This window comes from Cupriavidus sp. GW821-FHT07C08, assembly GCF_059419025.1.
In genome coordinates this window covers 104,018-123,674 of record NZ_JBWKQZ010000016.1, presented here as the reverse complement: position 1 = coordinate 123,674, position 19,657 = coordinate 104,018, and the positions used below count along the sequence as shown (strand labels likewise).

At 66.7% G+C, this 19,657-nt stretch carries 17 protein-coding genes; 16 read left to right on the top strand and 1 reads right to left on the bottom strand.

What is annotated here, in order from left to right; genetic code table 11:
• The first annotated feature begins 12 nt into the window (after nucleotides 1-12).
• The 3 genes from AC07UK_RS20580 (at nucleotide 13) to AC07UK_RS20570 (ending at nucleotide 7,416) form a co-directional block, all read left to right on the top strand.
• Entirely contained in the window at nucleotides 13-738 is a 726-nt protein-coding gene (locus AC07UK_RS20580) for a transposase (RefSeq protein WP_494687185.1), read from the top strand.
• A gap of 288 nt (nucleotides 739-1,026) precedes the next feature.
• On the top strand, nucleotides 1,027-5,832 hold the full coding sequence (locus tag AC07UK_RS20575; protein ID WP_494687186.1) for a glutamate synthase-related protein: 4,806 nt from the start codon (nucleotides 1,027-1,029) through the stop codon (nucleotides 5,830-5,832).
• Between the two features lie 120 nt (nucleotides 5,833-5,952).
• Nucleotides 5,953-7,416: a glutamate synthase subunit beta gene (locus tag AC07UK_RS20570; RefSeq protein WP_436222829.1), complete on the top strand. Its 1,464-nt coding sequence runs from the start codon at nucleotides 5,953-5,955 to the stop codon at nucleotides 7,414-7,416.
• Between the two features lie 84 nt (nucleotides 7,417-7,500).
• Here the strand turns inward: AC07UK_RS20570 and AC07UK_RS20565 are convergent, their stop codons facing one another.
• On the bottom strand, nucleotides 7,501-8,040 hold the full coding sequence (locus AC07UK_RS20565; protein WP_436222828.1) for a GNAT family N-acetyltransferase: 540 nt from the start codon (nucleotides 8,038-8,040) through the stop codon (nucleotides 7,501-7,503).
• Nucleotides 8,041-8,330: 290 nt separating this feature from the next.
• Between AC07UK_RS20565 and AC07UK_RS20560 the strand changes: the two genes are divergently transcribed.
• The 13 genes from AC07UK_RS20560 (at nucleotide 8,331) to hisD (ending at nucleotide 19,621) form a co-directional block, all read left to right on the top strand.
• On the top strand, nucleotides 8,331-9,353 hold the full coding sequence (locus AC07UK_RS20560; protein ID WP_436222827.1) for a Bug family tripartite tricarboxylate transporter substrate binding protein: 1,023 nt from the start codon (nucleotides 8,331-8,333) through the stop codon (nucleotides 9,351-9,353).
• Nucleotides 9,354-9,485: 132 nt separating this feature from the next.
• A complete protein-coding gene (locus AC07UK_RS20555) occupies nucleotides 9,486-10,304 on the top strand; it encodes an ABC transporter ATP-binding protein (protein ID WP_436222826.1) in 819 nt (272 codons plus the stop codon).
• Nucleotides 10,301-11,080, top strand: a complete 780-nt coding sequence (mlaE, locus tag AC07UK_RS20550; protein WP_316151713.1) for a lipid asymmetry maintenance ABC transporter permease subunit MlaE — start codon at nucleotides 10,301-10,303, stop codon at nucleotides 11,078-11,080. The genes AC07UK_RS20555 and mlaE overlap by 4 nt, the downstream gene beginning before the upstream one ends.
• Nucleotides 11,081-11,142: 62 nt before the next feature.
• Nucleotides 11,143-11,655 (top strand): outer membrane lipid asymmetry maintenance protein MlaD, encoded by a 513-nt coding sequence (gene mlaD / locus AC07UK_RS20545; protein WP_114132215.1) that lies wholly within the window; start codon nucleotides 11,143-11,145, stop codon nucleotides 11,653-11,655.
• Nucleotides 11,652-12,626, top strand: coding sequence for an MlaA family lipoprotein (locus AC07UK_RS20540; RefSeq protein ID WP_494687187.1), 975 nt, complete (start codon nucleotides 11,652-11,654; stop codon nucleotides 12,624-12,626). The genes mlaD and AC07UK_RS20540 overlap by 4 nt, the downstream gene beginning before the upstream one ends.
• A gap of 213 nt (nucleotides 12,627-12,839) precedes the next feature.
• Nucleotides 12,840-13,469 (top strand): MlaC/ttg2D family ABC transporter substrate-binding protein, encoded by a 630-nt coding sequence (locus tag AC07UK_RS20535; RefSeq protein ID WP_436222825.1) that lies wholly within the window; start codon nucleotides 12,840-12,842, stop codon nucleotides 13,467-13,469.
• A gap of 108 nt (nucleotides 13,470-13,577) precedes the next feature.
• Nucleotides 13,578-13,916, top strand: a complete 339-nt coding sequence (locus AC07UK_RS20530; RefSeq protein WP_494687188.1) for an STAS domain-containing protein — start codon at nucleotides 13,578-13,580, stop codon at nucleotides 13,914-13,916.
• 251 nt (nucleotides 13,917-14,167) lie between these two features.
• Nucleotides 14,168-15,118, top strand: coding sequence for an ABC transporter ATP-binding protein (locus tag AC07UK_RS20525; protein ID WP_114132219.1), 951 nt, complete (start codon nucleotides 14,168-14,170; stop codon nucleotides 15,116-15,118).
• Entirely contained in the window at nucleotides 15,115-15,936 is an 822-nt protein-coding gene (locus AC07UK_RS20520; protein ID WP_371827378.1) for an ABC transporter permease, read from the top strand. The genes AC07UK_RS20525 and AC07UK_RS20520 overlap by 4 nt, the downstream gene beginning before the upstream one ends.
• Before the next feature lie 40 nt (nucleotides 15,937-15,976).
• Nucleotides 15,977-16,225 carry a BolA family protein gene (locus tag AC07UK_RS20515; RefSeq protein WP_010812335.1) on the top strand — a complete coding sequence of 83 codons (249 nt, stop codon included), beginning with the start codon at nucleotides 15,977-15,979 and terminating at the stop codon, nucleotides 16,223-16,225.
• Between the two features lie 81 nt (nucleotides 16,226-16,306).
• Nucleotides 16,307-17,557: a UDP-N-acetylglucosamine 1-carboxyvinyltransferase gene (gene murA, locus AC07UK_RS20510; protein WP_494687189.1), complete on the top strand. Its 1,251-nt coding sequence runs from the start codon at nucleotides 16,307-16,309 to the stop codon at nucleotides 17,555-17,557.
• Nucleotides 17,558-17,566: 9 nt separating this feature from the next.
• Complete coding sequence (gene hisG, locus AC07UK_RS20505) at nucleotides 17,567-18,241, top strand: ATP phosphoribosyltransferase (RefSeq protein ID WP_494687190.1); 675 nt, start codon at nucleotides 17,567-17,569, stop codon at nucleotides 18,239-18,241.
• A gap of 39 nt (nucleotides 18,242-18,280) precedes the next feature.
• The gene (gene hisD / locus AC07UK_RS20500) at nucleotides 18,281-19,621 is read left to right on the top strand and encodes a histidinol dehydrogenase (protein ID WP_035826019.1); all 1,341 of its coding nucleotides are present in this window, start codon (nucleotides 18,281-18,283) and stop codon (nucleotides 19,619-19,621) included.
• The last annotated feature ends 36 nt before the right edge of the window (nucleotides 19,622-19,657 follow it).

The following is a 19,657-nucleotide window of genomic DNA, read 5'->3' as shown; positions in this document are numbered from 1 at the left end:
GCATGACCTGTCATGGCACGCCTTCCCCGCTTTTCCCCCGCCGGTCTTCCCGCCCTGGTGTTGCAGCGCGGCAACAACCGCCAGCCCGTGTTCCTGGGGCCGGACGACTACCTGCACTACCTCGACTGCCTGCGCATGGCCGCGCGCGAGCATGACCTTGCCATCCACGCCTACGCGCTGCGGCCCAACCACGTGCACCTGGTGGCCACGCCCAAGGAGGCAGACTCGCTGAGCCTGACCATGCAGGCGGTGGGGCGGCGCTATGCGCGCTACTTCAACCGGGTGGCCAGCCGCACCGGCACGCTGTGGGAAGGGCGCTTCCGTTCCGCGGTGTTCGACCCCGCCCGGTGGATGCTGCCGGCGATGCTCTATGTCGAGGGTAACGCGCTGCGCGCGGGCGAGGTGACCACCCCCGAGGCCGATCGCTGGAGCAGTTACCACCATCACGCCGGCATCGAGGCCAGCCCGTTTGTGAGCGACCACTCCGCGTACTGGGAGCTGGGCAATACGCCGTTCGAGCGGCAGTCGAACTACCGGATGCTGACCGCCGAGGGCCTGTCGGGCAAAACCCTGGAGGCACTGCGCGGCCATGCCCACAGTGGCTGGCCGCTTGGCGACGAAGCGTTCCTGGCCCAACTGGAGCGGCATGCAACGCGGCGCGTGCAGCCGTTGCCGAAAGGACGCCCCAAAAAGGTGCAAACCGCATCAACGAGTGTGTCAGAATCGCCGCAAAATTAATGTGTCCCTATTTAAATGGATCACGGAAATGGTGCGTAACTTAATGTGATCTGACCCCATTTAAAAATTTTGCGAGACGAACGCGATTCCCATATAGTTGCTCCACCCACAGTCATTGTGCGGCGCGTCACGCTCGTGTACGCCGCTGCGGCCCGCTGACAGCTTCGTCCCCATTTTCCGTCCCGCCGGTTTCCGGTTTGGGTGGAGGAATAAAGAAAACGAGAAAGCGCGCGGTCCCCGTTCCGGTACGCCCAGCCAGTTCGCGCAGCCTTCACCGGAATTCAGCCCGTGGACCAAACGAAAAATCTTTCGGCCCAAGCTCAGGCACAAGCGCAGACCAGCGAGTCTTCCCACGCCATTGACCTGCGCCCGCAAGCGCAGGGCATGTACGATCCCAGCAACGAGCATGACGCCTGCGGCGTCGGCATGGTCGCGCACATCAAGGGCAAGAAGTCCCACGAGATCATCTCGCAGGGCCTGAAGATCCTGGAGAACCTGGACCACCGGGGTGCGGTCGGCGCCGATGCGCTGATGGGCGACGGTGCCGGTATCCTGATCCAGATCCCGGACCAGTTCTACCGCGAGGAAATGGCCGCGCAGGGCGTGAGCCTGCCGCCCGCCGGCGAATACGGCGTGGGCATGATCTTCCTGCCGAAGGAACACGCCTCGCGACTGGCCTGCGAGCAGGAACTGGAGCGCACGGTCCGCCTGGAAGGCCAGGTCGTGCTGGGCTGGCGCGACGTGCCGGTCGACGCCAAGATGCCGATGTCGCCGACGGTGCGCACCACCGAGCCGGTGATCCGCCAGATCTTCATCGGGCGCGGCCGCGACATCATGACCACGGACGCGCTGGAACGTAAGCTCTACGTTATCCGCAAGACCGCCAGCCACGCCATCCAGGCGCTCAAGCTCAAGCACGGCAAGGAATACTTCGTGCCGTCGATGTCGGCCCGTACCGTGGTGTACAAGGGCCTGCTGCTGGCCAACCAGGTCGGCGAGTACTACCTGGACCTGCTGGACCAGCGCGCCGTCTCGGCCCTGGCCCTGGTGCACCAGCGCTTCTCGACCAACACCTTCCCGGCCTGGGAACTGGCCCACCCGTACCGCATGGTCGCCCACAACGGCGAAATCAACACGGTCAAGGGCAACGTCAACTGGATCAACGCACGTACCGGCGCGATCTCGTCGCCGGTGCTGGGCGACGACCTGCCCAAGCTGTGGCCGCTGATCTACCCGGGCCAGTCCGACACCGCATCGTTCGACAACTGCCTCGAACTGCTGACGATGGCCGGCTACCCGCTCGTCCACGCGATGATGATGATGATCCCGGAAGCCTGGGAACAGCACACGCTGATGGACGACAACCGTCGCGCCTTCTACGAGTACCACGCCGCCATGATGGAGCCGTGGGACGGCCCGGCCGCGATCTGCTTCACCGATGGCCGCCAGATCGGCGCCACGCTGGACCGCAACGGCCTGCGCCCGGCACGTTTCTACGTGACCGAGGACGACATCGTGGTGCTGGCCTCGGAAGCCGGCGTGCTGCCGTTCCCGGAGTCGCGCATCGTTGAGAAGTGGCGCCTGCAGCCGGGCAAGATGTTCCTGATCGACATGGAACAGGGCCGCATCATCGACGACAAGGAACTCAAGGACAACCTGGCCAACGCCAAGCCGTACAAGAGCTGGATCGACGCCGTGCGCATCAAGCTCGACGAACTCGACGCCAAGCCGGAAGACGTTGCCGCCGAGAAGAAGCCGGTGGCCAAACTGCTGGACCGCCAGCAGGCCTTCGGCTACACCCAGGAAGACGTCAAGTTCCTGATGGCGCCGATGGCGCTGGCCGGCGAGGAAGCCACAGGCTCGATGGGCAATGACAGCCCGCTGGCGGTGCTGTCGTCCAAGAACAAGACGCTGTACCACTACTTCAAGCAGCTGTTCGCCCAGGTCACCAACCCGCCGATCGACCCGATCCGCGAGAACATGGTGATGTCGCTGGTGTCGTTCATCGGGCCGAAGCCGAACCTGCTGGAGCTGAACAACATCAACCCGCCGATGCGCCTCGAAGTGTCCCAGCCGGTGCTGGACTTCAAGGACATCGCCAAGATCCGCAACATCGAGCACTACACCGGCGGCAAGTTCCGTTCATACGAGCTGAACATCTGCTACCCGAAGGCCTGGGGCAAGGAAGGCATCGAAGCCCGCCTGGCCTCGCTGTGCGCCGAAGCCGTGGATGCGGTGCGTTCGGGCTTCAACATCCTGATCGTGTCGGACCGCCGCGTAGATGCCGAGCATGTCGCGATTCCCGCGCTGCTGGCCACGTCCGCCATCCACCACCACCTGGTGGAGAAGGGCCTGCGCACGTCCACCGGCCTGGTGGTCGAAACCGGTACCGCCCGTGAAGTGCACCACTTCGCGCTGCTGGCCGGCTATGGCGCCGAAGCCGTGCATCCGTACCTGGCGATGGAAACGCTGGCCGAAATGGCCCAGGGCCTGTCCGGCGACCTGTCGCCCGAGAAGGCCGTCAAGAACTTCGTCAAGGCGATCGGCAAGGGCCTGTTCAAGGTGATGTCCAAGATGGGCATCTCCACGTACATGTCGTACACCGGCGCTCAGATCTTCGAAGCCATCGGCCTGTCGCGCGAGCTGGTGCAGAAGTACTTCCATGGCACCCCGTCGAACGTCGAGGGCATTGGCATCTTCGAGGTGGCCGAGGAAGCCCTGCGCCTGCACCGCGACGCCTTTGGCGACAACCCGGTGCTGGAAAGCATGCTGGACGCCGGCGGCGAATACGCCTTCCGCATCCGCGGCGAAGAGCATATGTGGACCCCGGACTCGGTCGCCAAGCTGCAGCACTCGGTGCGCGCCGACGACGGCAAGGGCGCCTACCAGACGTACAAGGAATACGCCAACATCATCAACGACCAGAGCAAGCGCCACATGACGCTGCGCGGTCTGTTCGAGTTCAAGGTCGATCCGGCCAAGGCGATTCCGCTGGAAGAAGTGGAATCGGCCAAGGAGATCGTCAAGCGCTTCGCCACGGGTGCGATGTCGCTCGGCTCGATCTCGACCGAAGCCCACACCACGCTGGCGCTGGCGATGAACCGCATCGGCGGCAAGTCGAACACCGGCGAAGGCGGCGAGGACGAGAAGCGCTACCGCAACGAGCTGCGCGGCATCCCCATCAAGCAGGGCGATACCCTCAAGGGCCTGCTGGGCGACGGCGTGATCGAGAACGACCTGGAACTGCGCGACGGCGATTCGCTTCGCTCCAAGATCAAGCAGGTGGCGTCGGGCCGTTTCGGCGTGACCGCCGAATACCTGGCTTCGGCCGACCAGATCCAGATCAAGATGGCGCAGGGCGCCAAGCCCGGCGAAGGCGGCCAGCTGCCCGGCCACAAGGTCTCGGACTACATCGGCAAGCTGCGTTACTCGGTGCCGGGAGTGGGCCTGATCTCGCCGCCCCCGCACCATGACATCTACTCGATCGAGGATCTGGCACAGCTGATCCACGACCTGAAGAACGTCAACCCGTCGTCGGATATCTCGGTCAAGCTGGTGTCCGAAGTGGGCGTCGGCACCGTGGCCGCGGGCGTGTCCAAGGCCAAGGCCGACCACGTGGTCATCGCCGGCCATGACGGCGGCACCGGCGCCTCGCCGTGGTCGTCGATCAAGCACGCCGGTACGCCGTGGGAGCTGGGCCTGGCCGAAACGCAGCAGACCCTGCTGCTCAACGGCCTGCGCAACCGCATCCGCGTGCAGGCCGACGGCCAGATGAAGACCGGCCGCGACGTCGTTATCGGCGCGCTGCTGGGCGCTGATGAATTCGGCTTCGCCACCGCGCCGCTGGTTGCCGAAGGCTGCATCATGATGCGCAAGTGCCACCTGAACACCTGCCCGGTGGGCGTGGCCACGCAGGATCCGCAGCTGCGCAAGAAGTTCCAGGGCAAGCCGGAACACGTGGTCAACTTCTTCTTCTTCGTTGCAGAAGAGGCCCGCGAGATCATGGCCCAGCTGGGCATCCGCAAGTTCGACGAGCTGATCGGCCGCGCCGACCTGCTCGACACCAAGCCGGGCATCGAGCACTGGAAGGCACGCGGCCTGGACTTCAGCCGCATCTTCCACCAGGTGTCGCTGGGCGCGGACGTGCCGCTGTACCACACCGACGTGCAGGACCACGGCCTGTCGGCGGAAGCCGGCAAGGCGCTGGACCACGTGCTGATCGCCAAGGCGCGTCCGGCGATCGAGAAGGGCGAGCGCGTCTCGTTCATCCAGCCGGTCAAGAACGTCAACCGTACCGTCGGCGCGATGCTGTCCGGTGTGGTCGCCAAGCAGCACGGCCACGAAGGCCTGCCTGACGACACCATCCACATCCAGCTGCAAGGCACCGCCGGCCAGTCGTTCGGCGCGTTCCTGGCGCATGGCATCACGCTGGACCTGGTGGGCGACGGCAACGACTACGTCGGCAAGGGCCTGTCGGGCGGCCGCGTGATCGTGCGCGCCCCGCACGAGTTCCGCGGCGACCCGACCCGCAACATCATCGTCGGCAACACCGTGCTGTACGGTGCCATCGCCGGTGAAGCGTTCTTCAATGGCGTGGCCGGCGAGCGCTTCGCGGTGCGCAACTCCGGCGCGGTTGCCGTGGTGGAAGGCACCGGCGACCACGGTTGCGAGTACATGACCGGCGGCACGGTGGTGGTGCTGGGCGGCACCGGGCGCAACTTCGCGGCCGGCATGTCGGGCGGCGTGGCCTACGTCTATGACGAGGACGGCCTGTTCGACAAGCGCTGCAACACCTCGATGGTGGCGCTGGAAGCGGTGCTGGGCTCGGCCGACCAGGAGAAGGGCCAGCCCCAGGCTTCGTGGCACAAGGTCGACGGCAAGCGCGTGCTGGATGAAGTCATCCTGCGCAACCTGATCGAGCAGCATTTCCGCTACACCGGTTCCGAGCGCGCCAAGGCGCTGCTGGCTGACTGGACCACGGCACGCCGCAAGTTCGTCAAGGTCTTCCCGACCGAGTACAAGCGCGCGCTGGGCGAGATGTACGCCAAGGAACAGGCCGCCCGCGACAGCGACCGCGAAGCCATCGCGGCCTGAGCGAGCGCAACGCAACGACGCAGAGGGGCCGCGGCAGCCGCCGCGGCCCTGACAAGATTCTGACCCCACCGCAGGGCCGGCGACGCCGCCGGTCCCGCGCAGCATGACCAAGGACGCAACATGGGTAAGGCGACTGGCTTTCTCGAATTTCCGCGCCAGAACGAAGGCTACGAAGCGGTAGTCAAGCGCGTGAAGCACTACAAGGAATTCGTGTTCGCGCTGTCCGACAGCGAAGCGAAGATCCAGGGTGCGCGCTGCATGGACTGCGGCATCCCGTTCTGCAACAACGGCTGCCCGGTCAACAACATCATTCCCGACTTCAACGACCTGGTGTACCGCCAGGACTGGAAGTCGGCGATCGAGGTGCTGCACCAGACCAACAACTTCCCCGAGTTCACCGGCCGCATCTGCCCCGCACCGTGCGAGGCCGCCTGCACGCTGGGTATCAATGAACTGCCGGTGGGCATCAAGTCGATCGAGCACGCCATCATCGACAAGGCCTGGGAAGAGGGCTGGGTCAGGCCGCAGCTGCCGCGCCACAAGACCGGCAAGACCGTGGCCGTGGTCGGCTCCGGCCCCGCCGGCTTGGCTGTCGCGCAGCAATTGGCACGCGCCGGCCATGACGTGACCGTGTTCGAGAAGAACGACCGCATCGGTGGCCTGCTGCGCTACGGCATCCCCGACTTCAAGATGGAGAAGACGCTGATCGACCGCCGCATCGAGCAGATGCAGGCCGAAGGCGTGACCTTCCGCGCCGGCGTGATGGTGACCGACGGCGAACTGCCGGCCGGCATCAAGAACTACGCCCGTGAAACCATCTCGGCCCAGGCCCTGATGGACCAGTTCGACGCCGTGGTGCTGGCGGGCGGCTCGGAAGTGCCGCGCGACCTGCCGGTGCCGGGCCGCGACCTGGCCGGCATCCACTTCGCGCTGGAATTCCTGATCCCGCAGAACAAGGAAGTGGCCGGCGACGGCGAAAACGAGATCCGCGCCGAAGGCAAGAACGTGATCGTGATCGGTGGCGGCGATACCGGCTCCGACTGCGTGGGTACGTCCAACCGCCATGGCGCCACCTCGGTGACGCAGTTTGAACTGCTGCCGCAGCCGCCGGAAGAAGAGGACAAGCCGCTGGTGTGGCCGTACTGGCCGATCAAGCTGCGCACCTCGTCGTCGCACGATGAAGGCTGCGAGCGCGACTGGTCGGTCGCGACCAAGGAATTCATCGGCGAGAACGGCAAGGTCACCGCTCTGAAGGCCTGCCGCGTCGAATGGAAGGATGGTCGCATGCAGGAAGTCGAAGGCAGCGAGTTCATCCTGCCGGCCGACCTGGTGCTGCTGGCGATGGGCTTCACCAACCCGGTGGGCTCGATGCTGGAAGCGTTCGGCGTGGATACCGATGCGCGCAAGAACGCCAAGGCCTCGACCGAGGGCGAGCGTGCCTACCACACCAACGTGCCCAAGGTGTTCGCCGCCGGCGATGTGCGCCGTGGCCAGTCGCTGGTCGTGTGGGCGATCCGCGAAGGCCGCCAGGCTGCGCGTTCGGTCGATGCCTTCCTGATGGGCCACACTGAACTGCCGCGCTGATTCACCCCGGCAAGAACAAAAAGCCCGCCTGGCGCAAGCCGGCGGGCTTTTTGTCGTCCTGGCGCCAGTGTGCTGATGGAGCGCTCAGTCGGCCAGCGTGCGCTCCATCAGCATCGCATTGGCGCCGTAGCTGGCCAGCTTGGCCGCATGGGCGGCGGCCGCGTGCGCCGCCACCGGGGCGTACCCGAGCCTGCGCCACCACGGCGCGGCCGACTGCACCGCGATCAGCCGCGAATGCCGCAGCCCCGCCGCGCGCGCGGCTGCCAGTGCCGCCGCGTACAGGCGCGGCGCCAGGCCGGCGCCGCGTCCGGCGGGAGCCACCGCCATGTCGTGCACGAACCAGGTGAGGGCATCCGGCCCGGCGCCATGGCGCCAGCCATCGTCGAGCACGCCGTCCAGCGGCGGCAGGGTGGCTTCGGGCCAGGCGTGGGTAAAGAGGTAGGCGGCGAGCGCGCCGGGATGCCCGGGATCGTCCGCGACCCAGCAGGTGGCGGGGGACAGCGCCAGCCGGCTTGCCAGCGCGGCCTGGCTCTCCAGCAGGACTTCGGTATAGCAGCTGGCTTGCACCGCCAGCACGGCCGGCAGGTCGGTGGTGACCATGGGCCGCAGGGTGTCAATCGTCATCGGCCGATTATAGCCGGCGAGGTCCGTGCGCCCTGGCCGCCATGGCGCGTTTGGCAAGGCCTGGCGCGGCCTTCAGGGTTCTCCCGGCTATGGTTTACGTGTCTGTGGTGGCCTGGGTAATGTCCTTACAATTTTCAAAAACAACTAACGGAAAACTGCCTCGCAAATCCTTTTTCCCCAGAACCAGCTTGCCGCCTCCTCAGGAGACCGGCCGGAGGAAATTGATGCCCGAAGTGCGCAAGTTGTCGCGGCTTTGGCGAGGTAAAGCAAAGTTGGCGCCGCGCCCCCCAATGGGCCCTGTCCGGCGCTGGCTCCAGCCTTTCCTGTGCCTGTATGCCCTGGGGTGTGCCACGCTGGCGCTGGCGGTGCCAGCCATGCCGGCGCATGCCGGGACCCAGCAGCTCACCCGCAGCATGTCGTTCCCCGACCGCCCGATGCGCCTGATCGTGCCGTTCCCGGCCGGCGGCGTTGCCGATGCGGTGGCGCGCATGTTGGCCGAGCGTCTTTCCGCCCGGCTGGGCGTGCCGGTGGAGGTCGACAACCGGCCCGGCGCCGCCGGCACCATTGCCGGCGACGTGGTCGCCAAGGCCAGCTCCGATGGCCACACCCTGTTGTTGCACCAAGCCAACATGCTGATCCAGCCCGGACTGGAGCCGGTGCCGTACGACGTCGTGCGCGATTTCACGCCGGTGGCGCGCGTAGCCACCACGCCGCTGTTCCTGGTGATCGATGCCAGGCTGCCCATGCGCACGCCCGAGCAATGGATGACCGCGGTGAAGTCGAATCCCGGCTCCTACAGCTATGGCTACGGCCAACCGGGCAGCCCCTCCCACCTGTACGCCGAGTACGCCGTGCGCGGCATCCGCAGCGGCGTGCCGCTGGTCACCGCCAAGGGCGAAGCCGCCGTGGTCCAGGAGATGCTGGCCGGCCGCATCAGTGCCTGTTTCTGTTCGTTTGCCGCGGTCCAGGGCCAGGTCAGGAGCGGCGGGTTGCGCCTGGTCGGGGTGACGGGCGTGGCCCGCTCGCCGCTGGCGCCGCTGGTGCCGACCCTGCAGGAATCGGGGCTGGAAGGCTATGCCGCGGCCGCCTGGTTTGGCGTGATGGCGCCAGCCAAGACGCCGCGCGCGATCGTCGCCAGGCTGGCGGTCGAGCTCGACGCCGTCATGTCCGAGCGCGAGGTGCGTTCGCGCCTGCAGGCAGCGGGGGTCACGCCGCTGCGCGACTCGCCGGAGGCATTCGCCACCGCGATCCGCTCGGAATCGATCCAATGGCAGGTGATCCTGAAGGACGTTGCGCCGACACAGGAGCCTTGAGCAGCAAAGGGGTGGACCGGTTTGGGAGGCTAGGGCAAGTCTGAGAGAGGGGCATGTGGCGCGGGGCACACGGGCGCCAGCAGGGCTAGGTAGTACACCTTATAATGCGCGCCTGTCCTGACCGGTGCCAACGTGACCGATTCTCCTCAAAACCTCGTCGAACTGACTGCGGTGGACTTCGCCTATGCGAACCACGGCAAGCCGATCCTGTCCGGCCTGACCATGCATTTCCCGCGCGGCAAGGTGATTGCGGTGATGGGCGGCTCGGGTTGCGGCAAGACGACGGTGCTGCGGCTGATCGGCGGCCAGGTCCGCCCGCAGGCGGGCACGGTCAGCTTTGCCGGCACCGATATCCACACGCTGGATACCCGCGGCCTGTACGCGGTGCGCCGCCAGATGGGCATGCTGTTCCAGTTCGGCGCGCTGTTTACCGACCTGTCTGTGTTCGACAATGTGGCGTTCCCGCTGCGCGAGCACACCGACCTGCCCGACTCGATGATCCGCGACCTCGTGCTGATGAAGCTCAACGCGGTCGGCCTGCGCGGCGCGCGCGACCTGCTGCCGTCGCAGATCTCGGGCGGCATGGCGCGGCGCGTGGCGCTGGCTCGCGCGATCGCGCTGGATCCGGCGCTGCTGATGTATGACGAGCCCTTCGCCGGGCTGGACCCGATCTCGCTCGGGCTGACCGCGCGGCTGATCCGCAGCCTGAACGACGCGCTGGGCGCCACCACGATCATCGTCTCGCACGACGTGCACGAGACCTTCCAGATCGCCGACTACGTCTATTTCATTGCCGACGGCCGCATCGTCGCGCAGGGCGAGCCAGAGGCGCTGCGCGCCTCCACCGACCCGTTCGTGCACCAGTTCGTCCATGCCGAGGCCGACGGCCCGGTGCCGTTCCACTACGCCGGACCTTCGCTGGCCGAGGATTTCGCCGGAGGTGCGCGGTGACGGACTTCTTTACCACCATCGGCGCGGCCGTGCGCCGCAGCCTGTCGGGGCTGGGCCGCGCCACGCGCATGTTCCTGACCCTGCTGGGCCTGTCGCCGGCGCTGCTGCGCCGCTTCCGGCTGGTGACCGACCAGGTCTTCTTTGTCGGCAACCTGTCGCTGGTGATCATCGCGGTGTCGGGCCTGTTCGTGGGCTTCGTGCTTGGCCTGCAGGGCTACTACACGCTGAACCGCTACGGGTCCGAGCAGGCACTCGGGCTGCTGGTGGCGTTGTCGCTGGTGCGCGAACTGGGCCCGGTGGTGACCGCGCTGTTGTTCGCCGGCCGCGCCGGCACCTCGCTGACTGCCGAGATCGGCCTGATGAAGGCGGGCGAGCAGCTGACGGCCATGGAAATGATGGCGGTGAATCCGCTGCAGCGCGTGATCGCGCCGCGCTTCTGGGCCGGCGTGATCGCCATGCCGGTGCTGGCGGCGATCTTCAGCGCGGTCGGTATCCTGGGCGGCTACGTGGTGGGCGTGCAGTTGATCGGCGTTGACGCCGGCGCCTTCTGGTCGCAGATGCAGGGCGGTGTCGATGTGCGCGCCGACGTGCTCAATGGCGTGATCAAGAGCTTTATCTTTGGCATTGCCGTGACGTTTATTGCCCTGTACCAGGGCTTCGAGGCCAAGCCCACGCCGGAAGGCGTCGCGCGCGCGACCACCCGTACCGTGGTGATAGCGTCGCTGGCCGTGCTGGGGCTGGATTTCCTGCTGACCGCGCTGATGTTCAGCAACTGACGCGGCCATACCAACGACAAGACAGCGACAAGAACACTACGGGGTTGAAGAAAGAGATTCCAATGAAAAAGAATGCACTCGATTTCTGGGTGGGGCTGTTCGTCGCGGCGGGCTTCGTCGCCGTGCTGTTCCTGGCCCTCAAGGCGGGGAACATGAGCGCCTTTTCCTTCCAGGACAGCTATAGCGTGCAGGCGCGCTTTGACAATATCGGCGGGCTCAAGCCGCGCGCGCCGGTCAAGAGCGCGGGCGTGGTGGTCGGCCGCGTGGCGGCGATCCGCTTCGACGACAAGACCTACCAGGCCACCGTCGAGATGAGCCTGGAGAAGCGCTACCAGTTTCCCAAGGACACCTCGGCCAAGATCCTGACATCCGGACTGCTCGGCGAGCAGTACATCGGCCTGGAAGCCGGCGGCGACACCGCCATGCTGGCCGAAGGCGGACGCATCACCATGACGCAGTCGGCGGTGGTGCTGGAAAACCTGATCGGCCAGTTCCTGTACAACAAGGCGGCAGATGCCGGCGGCGGTGCGTCCGCCGGTGCCAGCGCCCCGGCGCCGGCAGGGGCCCTCAAATGAGCGTTGCCCCATCCTTCTGCAAGGGCCTGGCCGCGGTGGCTGCCGCGGCCGTGCTTGCCGGTTGCGCCACGGGCCCCACCGCCAATCCGAAAGATCCGCTGGAGCCGTTCAATCGCGAAGTCGCGAAGATCAACGAGGACTTTGACAAGGGCATCCTGCGCCCGGTGGCCCAGGTCTATGCCGACTACATGCCCACGCCGGTGCAGCGCGCGGTGGAGAACTTCTTCTCCAACGTGAGCGATGTCTACTCGGCGGCGAACAACCTGCTGCAGGGCAAGCCGGCCCGCGCCGCCGAAGACACCATGCGCGTGGCCATGAACACCGTGCTGGGGATCGGCGGCCTGATCGACATCGCCACCCCGGCCGGCCTGCCCAAGTACAAGGAAGACTTCGGCCAGACGCTGGGCGTGTGGGGCGTGCCGCCCGGGCCGTACCTGGTGCTGCCGCTGTTCGGGCCCAGCACGGTGCGCGACACCGGCGGCATGCTGGTGGACCGCAGTTTCGATCCGTCGGCCTATTTCTATCCGGTATCGCTGCGCAATTCGCTGACCGGCGTGCGCATCGTCGCCGGCCGGGCGCAGCTGCTGGGCGCGAGCAACCTGCTGGAGCAGGCGGCGCTGGACAAGTACTCGTTCATGCGCGATTCCTACCTGCAGCGGCGCCAGTACCTGATCTACGACGGCAACCCGCCTGAAGGCGACGAGGATGCAGACAGCGCCCCGGAGATCCCGGCGGCGCGCCCTGAAGCCCCTGCCGCGACCGAAGGTGAAAAGCCCGCCACGCCCGCTACGCCTGCTACGCCGGCGCAGCCTGCAGCACCGGCGCCCGCTGCGCAGCCGGCCGACGCCTCGGCCCCGGCCGCCACGCCGGCGCAGCCGCCCTCGGGCGACCTGCAGCCTGAGAGCCAGAGCCTGCCGATACCGCCCATGGATCCGATGCAGCGGATCGTGCCGGGTGTCCGTATCCGCTGACCCGGCGTGGCGCGGGCGGCTCCAGGGCCCGCGCCAGGCTGTGAATGCCCTGTGAGGGCTGAAACAATTTGTTTATAAGTAGCGGCAAAGGCGCTTGTGGGGGCAACCACCACTCCGCGCTTATGTTCCAATCACCGCAAGGCCGCGCGCCAGCCATGGCGCCCGGCCAGTTCGCCCTCGGCGAAAAACGTCTTTGATAAAGAAGGAAAATCCATGATAAAGCGACTGTTGGTCCCCTTCCTTACGGTAGTTGCCTTCGCAGGCACGGCGCACGCCCAGGTGGCGGCCCAGGACGCAGCGACCCCGGACGGGCTGGTCAAGGCCGTGGTCAGTGACGTGATGGCGACCGTCAAGGCCGACAAGGACATGCAGGCTGGCAATATCGCCAAGATCACCGCGCTGGTCGAGCAGAAGATCATCCCCAACGCCAACTTCCAGAAGACCACGCAGATCGCCATGGGCCGCAACTGGTCCAAGGCCACGCCCGAGCAGCAGAAGCAGATCACCGAGGAGTTCAAGACCCTGCTGATCCGCACCTATGCCGGCGCCATTGCCCAGATCCGCGACCAGACCGTGCAGTACCGCCCGTACCGCGGCACGGCTGACGATACCGATGCCACCATCCGTACCCAGGTCGTCAACAAGGGCGAGCCGATTCAGATGGACTACCGCCTGGAAAAGACCGCCCAGGGCTGGAAGGTCTATGACATCAACGTGCTGGGCGCCTGGCTGACCGAAGCCTACAAGGGCAGCTTCAACACCATCGTCGGCCAGCAAGGCGTCGAGGGCGTGATCAAGACGCTGCAGGACCGCAACCGCCAGCTGGCCAGCGCCAAGAGCTGAGGCGCGTGCCCAACGGTGCGCCGCTGCAATGCAGCACGGCGCGCCGATCTGCTCTACAATGGCCGTTCGCGGCACAGACTCCCGCCCGATGTGCGGGAGTCGTCGTTTTTGCCACCGTATTCAAGCTTCCGATCCCCAGGCCACGCATCCATGCTCTCGCTAGGTACCTCGCTGACCAACCAGAACGCCGCCGCCGTGCTGCGTGACGGGCTGGCTCGTGTGGCGCAGGGCGAGGTGCAGGTCGACTGCACCGGCCTGGCGCAGGTGGATTCCTCCGCGGTCGCCGTGCTGCTGGCATGGAACCGCGCCGCCGCCGCGCGCAGCCAGGCGCTGTCGCTACGCGGCGTGCCACCACAGCTGTCGCAACTGGCCAGCCTGTACGGGGTGGACGGCCTGCTGGGCCTGGCCCCCGCGGCCGCACCGCAAGGGCACCACCACCGACATTGATCCGGCATCGCCGGTCGCCAGCACGGCGGCCGCCCGCGATGCCGCGGCGACGGCCCTGCGCGGTCGCCGAGCCCCTGGGGGCGGATCAAGCGGGACCCTCCCCGCATCCCCTATAATTCCGGGTTGTTCGCCCATCCCCCCGCCTGTTACCGGTTCATGCCACGCCGGGCCAGGAAGTCCGGGCACGCAGTTGCTCCCCAATTCCCGGCGGCCGGCCCCGAAAAAGCCGGACCCGCCACAAACAATCGGCCATGAAAGCCATTGAAATCCACGACGTTCGCAAGCGCTACCGCAACCTGCAGGCGCTCAAGGGCGTCAGCTTTACCGTCGAACGCGGCGAATTCTTCGGCCTGCTCGGGCCCAACGGCGCCGGCAAGACCACGCTGATCTCGATCCTCGCCGGCCTGAACCGCGCCGATTCCGGCCGCGTCAGTGTGCTGGGTCACGATGTCGTCGCCGACTACCGAATGGCCCGGCGTATGCTGGGCGTGGTGCCGCAGGAGCTGGTGTTCGATCCGTTCTTCACGGTGCGCGAGACGCTGCGGCTGCAGTCGGGCTACTTTGGCCTGACCCGCAACGACGACTGGATCGACGAGATCATGGCCAACCTGGACCTGACCGGGAAAGCCGACGCCAATATGCGCCAGCTCTCGGGCGGCATGAAGCGGCGCGTGCTGGTGGCGCAGGCGCTGGTGCACCGCCCGCCGGTGATCGTGCTGGACGAGCCCACCGCCGGTGTGGACGTGGAACTGCGCCAGACGCTGTGGAAATTCATCTCGCGCCTGAACCGGGAAGGGCACACCATCATCCTGACCACGCACTATCTGGAAGAGGCCGAGGCCCTGTGCGACCGCATCGCCATGCTCAAGTTCGGCGAAGTGGTGACGCTGGACCGCACCAGCAACCTGCTGACGCAGTTTGCCGGCCTGCAGCTGGTGCTGACCTTTGCGCGCGGCAGCCTGCCGCCGGCGCTGGAGGCGCTGCGCATGCCGGACAACCCCGGCGAGCGCGCGGTGCGCCTGCGGTTGTCGGGCTACCAGGCGGTTGAACCGATCCTGGCCGCCTGCCGCGAAGCGGGCTGTGACATCGAAGACATGGAAATCAACAAGGCCGACCTCGAGGACGTATTTGTGCAGATCATGCGCCGCGAGGGGCATATGCCCGGTGCGCTGCCCGATCCGGCGATGGAGGCCGTGGCATGAAGCAGCCTGGCGATATCGAGGTCCTGGACGACACCGGCCTTGGGCCGATGGCCGTGGGCGGCCTGGTGGGTTTCCGCACCCTGCTGTACAAGGAAGTGCTGCGTTTCTGGAAGGTGAGCTTCCAGACCGTGGCCGCGCCGGTGCTGACCGCGGTGCTGTACCTGCTGATCTTCGGCCATGTGCTGGAAGACCGGGTCAAGGTCTATGACCAGATCAGCTACACCGCCTTCCTGGTGCCCGGCCTGGTGATGATGAGCGTGCTGCAGAACGCGTTTGCCAACAGCTCGTCATCGCTGATCCAGTCCAAGATCACCGGCAACCTGGTGTTCGTGCTGCTGCCGCCCTTGTCGCACTGGGAGATGTTCGGCGCCTATGTGGTGGCCTCGGTGATCCGCGGGCTGACCGTGGGCCTGGGCGTGTTGCTGGTGACGGCGTGGTTTGCCAATCTGCATTTTGCCTATGTGGCCTGGATCCTCGTCTTTGCACTGCTGGGTGCGGGCATCCTCGGCACACTGGGCCTGATCGCCGGCATCTGGGCCGAGAAATTCGACCAGCTGGCCGCGTTCCAGAACTTCCTGATCATGCCGGCGACCTTCCTGTCCGGTGTGTTCTATTCGATCCATTCGCTGCCCGCCTTCTGGCAGGCGGTGTCCCATGCCAATCCGTTCTTCTACATGATCGACGGCTTCCGCTATGGCTTCTTCGGCGTCTCGGACGTGTCGCCGCTGTTCAGCCTGGCAGTGGTCGGATCGGCGTTCGTGGTGCTGGCCGCGCTGGCGCTGCGCTTGCTGAAGTCCGGATACAAGCTGCGCCACTGAACTGTGGCCGGCCATACTGAATCACGCTGAAGAGAACCCCATGCTGCCTACACCGGAACAAGTCAGGGATTACATTGCCCAAGGACTGCCCTGCGAACATCTGCAAGTCGAGGGCGATGGCCAGCACTTCTTTGCCACCATCGTCAGCGCCGAATTTGAAGGCAAGCGGCTGATCCAGCGCCACCAGCGCGTCTATGCCGCGCTGGGCGACCGCATGCGTGCCGAGATCCACGCGCTGTCGATGAAGACGCTGACGCCTGCCGAGTGGCAGGCGGGCGAAGGCAAGTAAGCCCCGCCAATATGCGCCGCGCCACCCGCGCGGCCCCAGAACCATGACGCCGGGCGCGTGCCCGGCTCCAGACGACAGAACATGGACAAATTCCAGATCCACGGCAACGGCCCGCTGAAGGGCGAAATCCGCGTGTCGGGCGCCAAGAACGCCGCCCTCCCGATCCTGTGCGCGGGCCTGCTGACGGCGGATACCGTCTCGCTGGACAACGTGCCGAACCTGCAGGACGTGCGCACCACCCTCAAGCTGCTGCGCCAGATGGGCATGCAGGCCGAGCTGGACGGCGCCCGCGTGACCCTGAACGGCGCCGACGTCAACGTGCTCGAGGCCCCGTATGAGCTGGTCAAGACCATGCGCGCCTCGATCCTGGTGCTGGGCCCGCTGGTGGCCCGCTTCGGCGAGGCCCGCGTGTCGCTGCCCGGCGGCTGCGGCATCGGCGCGCGCCCGGTCGACCAGCACATCAAGGGCCTGCAGGCGATGGGCGCCGAGATCAGCATCGAACACGGCTTTATCCATGCCCGCGCCAAGCGCCTGAAGGGCGCGCGCGTGGTCACCGACATGATCACCGTGACCGGCACCGAGAACCTGCTGATGGCCGCCACGCTGGCCGAAGGCGAGACCGTGCTGGAAAATGCCGCGCGCGAGCCCGAGGTGACCGACCTGGCCCACCTGCTGGTCAAGATGGGCGCGAAGATCGAAGGCATCGGCACCGACCGCCTGGTGGTGCAGGGCGTTGAGCGCCTGCATGGCGCCAGCCACAGCGTGATCGCCGACCGCATCGAGGCCGGCACCTTCCTGTGCGCCGCCGCCGCGACGCTGGGCGACCTGGTGCTGCGCAACGTGCAGCCGGACATCCTCGACACCGTGCTCGACAAGCTGCGCGAAGCCGGCGCAAAGCTCGAGACCGGCGCCGACTGGATCCGCCTGGCGATGCCGCAGCGCGCGAAGGCCGTGAGCTTCCGCACCTCGGAGTACCCGGCCTTCCCGACCGACATGCAGGCCCAGTTCATGGCCCTCAATGCCGTGGCCGAAGGCACCGCGCGCGTGACCGAGACCATCTTCGAAAACCGCTTCATGCACGTGCAGGAACTGAACCGCCTGGGCGCGGACATCGCGGTCGAAGGCAATACCGCGGTGGTCAACGGCGTGCCGCGCCTGTCGGGCGCCAACGTGATGGCGACCGACCTGCGCGCCTCGGCCAGCCTGGTGATCGCCGGCCTGGTGGCCGATGGCGAGACCGTGATCGACCGCATCTACCACCTGGACCGCGGCTACGACCGCATGGAAGACAAGCTGTCGGCAGTGGGCGCGAAGATCCGCCGCATTGCCTGAGGAAGTCCGATGAGCCCCACTTTCAACGCATCGCCCAACCAGCTGACGCTGGCGCTGTCCAAGGGCCGCATCTTCACCGAGACGCTGCCGCTCCTGGAAGCCGCCGGCATCCGCGTCACCGAGGACCCCGAGACCTCGCGCAAGCTGATCCTGCCGACCTCTGACCCGGCAGTGCGCGTGGTGATCGTGCGCGCCTCGGACGTGCCGACCTACGTCCAATATGGCGCCGCCGACTTCGGCGTTGCCGGCAAGGACGTGCTGATGGAAAGCGGCATGGCCGGCCTGTACGCGCCGATCGACCTGAACATCGCGCGCTGCCGCATGTCGGTGGCGGTGCCGGCCGGGTTTGACTATGCCAACGCGGTGCGCCAGGGCGCGCGCCTGGCCGTGGCCACCAAGTACGTGCAGACCGCGCGCGAGCATTTTGCGAAAAAGGGCGTTCACGTCGACCTGATCAAGCTGTACGGTTCGATGGAGCTGGCCCCGCTGGTGGGCCTGTCCGACGCCATCGTCGACCTGGTCAGCACTGGCAGCACGCTGCGCGCCAACAACCTGGTCGAAGTCGAAGAGATCGTGCAGATCTCGTCGCGGCTGGTGGTGAACCAGGCCGCGCTCAAACTCAAGCGCGAGCGGCTTGCGCCGATTCTCGACGCATTCGAACGAGCTTCGGCGGCGCTGGCGTAAGGCCACACCAGGCCCGCGCCGACTGAGAGGAAAGTAGTCATGAACGCAACCGAAATGGAAAACCTGCCGATCCGCCGGCTCGATTCCAGCAAGCCTGGCTTTGCCGAGGCGCTGCGCCAGGTGCTGGCCTTCGAGGCTGGCGAGGACGAGGCCATCGATCGCGCTGCGGCGCAGATCCTGGCCGACGTGAAGGCGCGCGGGGATGCCGCGGTGCTGGAATACACCAAGCGCTTCGACCGCGTGGAAGCGTCGTCGATGGGCGCGCTGGAGGTGTCGCAGCAGCAGCTCGAAGCCGCGCTCGAAGACCTCGAGCCCAAGCGCCGCGCCGCGCTGGAGGCCGCCGCCGCGCGCGTGCGCGCCTACCACGAGAAGCAGAAGATCGAATGCGGCAGCCACAGCTGGGAATACACCGAGGCCGACGGCACCATGCTCGGCCAGAAGGTGACGCCGCTGGACCGCGTCGGCATCTACGTGCCGGGCGGCAAGGCCGCGTATCCGTCGTCGGTGCTGATGAACGCGATCCCGGCGCGCGTGGCGGGCGTGAAGGAAATCATCATGGTCGTGCCCACGCCGGGTGGCGTGCGCAATGAGCTGGTGCTGGCCGCCGCGCAGATCGCCGGCGTGGACCGCGTGTTCACCATCGGCGGCGCCCAGGCGATTGGCGCGCTGGCCTACGGCACGGCGACGCTGCCGCAGGTCGACAAGATCGTCGGCCCGGGCAATGCCTATGTGGCCGCGGCCAAGCGGCGCGTGTTCGGCACCGTCGGCATCGACATGATTGCCGGCCCGTCCGAGATCCTGGTGATCTGCGACGGCACCACCGACCCCGACTGGGTGGCGATGGACCTGTTCTCGCAGGCCGAGCACGACGAACTCGCGCAGTCGATCCTGCTGTGCCCGGACGCTGGCTATATCGCCCGCGTCGAAGCCAGCATCCAGCGCCAGCTCGGCACCATGCCGCGGCGCGAGGTGATTGCCGCGTCGATCTCCGGCCGTGGCGCGCTGATCAAGGTGCGCGACATGGAAGAGGCCTGCGAGATCGCCAACGCGATCGCGCCCGAGCACCTGGAGATCTCCGCCGAGAACCCGCGCCAGTGGAGCGAGAAGATCCGCCACGCCGGCGCCATCTTCCTGGGCCCCTATACCAGCGAGTCGCTCGGCGATTACTGCGCGGGCCCGAACCACGTGCTGCCGACCTCGCGCACCGCGCGCTTCTCTTCGCCGCTGGGCGTCTATGACTTCCAGAAGCGTTCGAGCCTGATCGAAGTGAGCGAGGGCGGGGCGCAGATGCTCGGCCAGATCGCCGCCGAGCTGGCCTATGGCGAAGGCCTGCAGGCCCACGCCCGCAGCGCGGAATATCGTTTCACCAAACGCAGTTGATCCACTGAACCCACGCAAGCCCAAACTGGAGTTTCC

What these genes read in the sequence shown, in the direction of transcription:
- AC07UK_RS20580 (WP_494687185.1), top strand. Translation starts at nt 13, where the DNA reads ATGGCACGCCTTCCCCGCTTTTCCCCCGCCGGTCTTCCCGCCCTGGTG.
- AC07UK_RS20570 (WP_436222829.1), top strand. Translation starts at nt 5,953, where the DNA reads ATGGGTAAGGCGACTGGCTTTCTCGAATTTCCGCGCCAGAACGAAGGC.
- AC07UK_RS20565 (WP_436222828.1), bottom strand. Translation starts at nt 8,040, where the DNA reads ATGACGATTGACACCCTGCGGCCCATGGTCACCACCGACCTGCCGGCC.
- AC07UK_RS20560 (WP_436222827.1), top strand. Translation starts at nt 8,331, where the DNA reads ATGGGCCCTGTCCGGCGCTGGCTCCAGCCTTTCCTGTGCCTGTATGCC.
- mlaD (WP_114132215.1), top strand. Translation starts at nt 11,143, where the DNA reads ATGAAAAAGAATGCACTCGATTTCTGGGTGGGGCTGTTCGTCGCGGCG.
- AC07UK_RS20540 (WP_494687187.1), top strand. Translation starts at nt 11,652, where the DNA reads ATGAGCGTTGCCCCATCCTTCTGCAAGGGCCTGGCCGCGGTGGCTGCC.
- AC07UK_RS20535 (WP_436222825.1), top strand. Translation starts at nt 12,840, where the DNA reads ATGATAAAGCGACTGTTGGTCCCCTTCCTTACGGTAGTTGCCTTCGCA.
- AC07UK_RS20525 (WP_114132219.1), top strand. Translation starts at nt 14,168, where the DNA reads ATGAAAGCCATTGAAATCCACGACGTTCGCAAGCGCTACCGCAACCTG.
- AC07UK_RS20520 (WP_371827378.1), top strand. Translation starts at nt 15,115, where the DNA reads ATGAAGCAGCCTGGCGATATCGAGGTCCTGGACGACACCGGCCTTGGG.
- AC07UK_RS20515 (WP_010812335.1), top strand. Translation starts at nt 15,977, where the DNA reads ATGCTGCCTACACCGGAACAAGTCAGGGATTACATTGCCCAAGGACTG.
- murA (WP_494687189.1), top strand. Translation starts at nt 16,307, where the DNA reads ATGGACAAATTCCAGATCCACGGCAACGGCCCGCTGAAGGGCGAAATC.
- hisG (WP_494687190.1), top strand. Translation starts at nt 17,567, where the DNA reads ATGAGCCCCACTTTCAACGCATCGCCCAACCAGCTGACGCTGGCGCTG.
- hisD (WP_035826019.1), top strand. Translation starts at nt 18,281, where the DNA reads ATGAACGCAACCGAAATGGAAAACCTGCCGATCCGCCGGCTCGATTCC.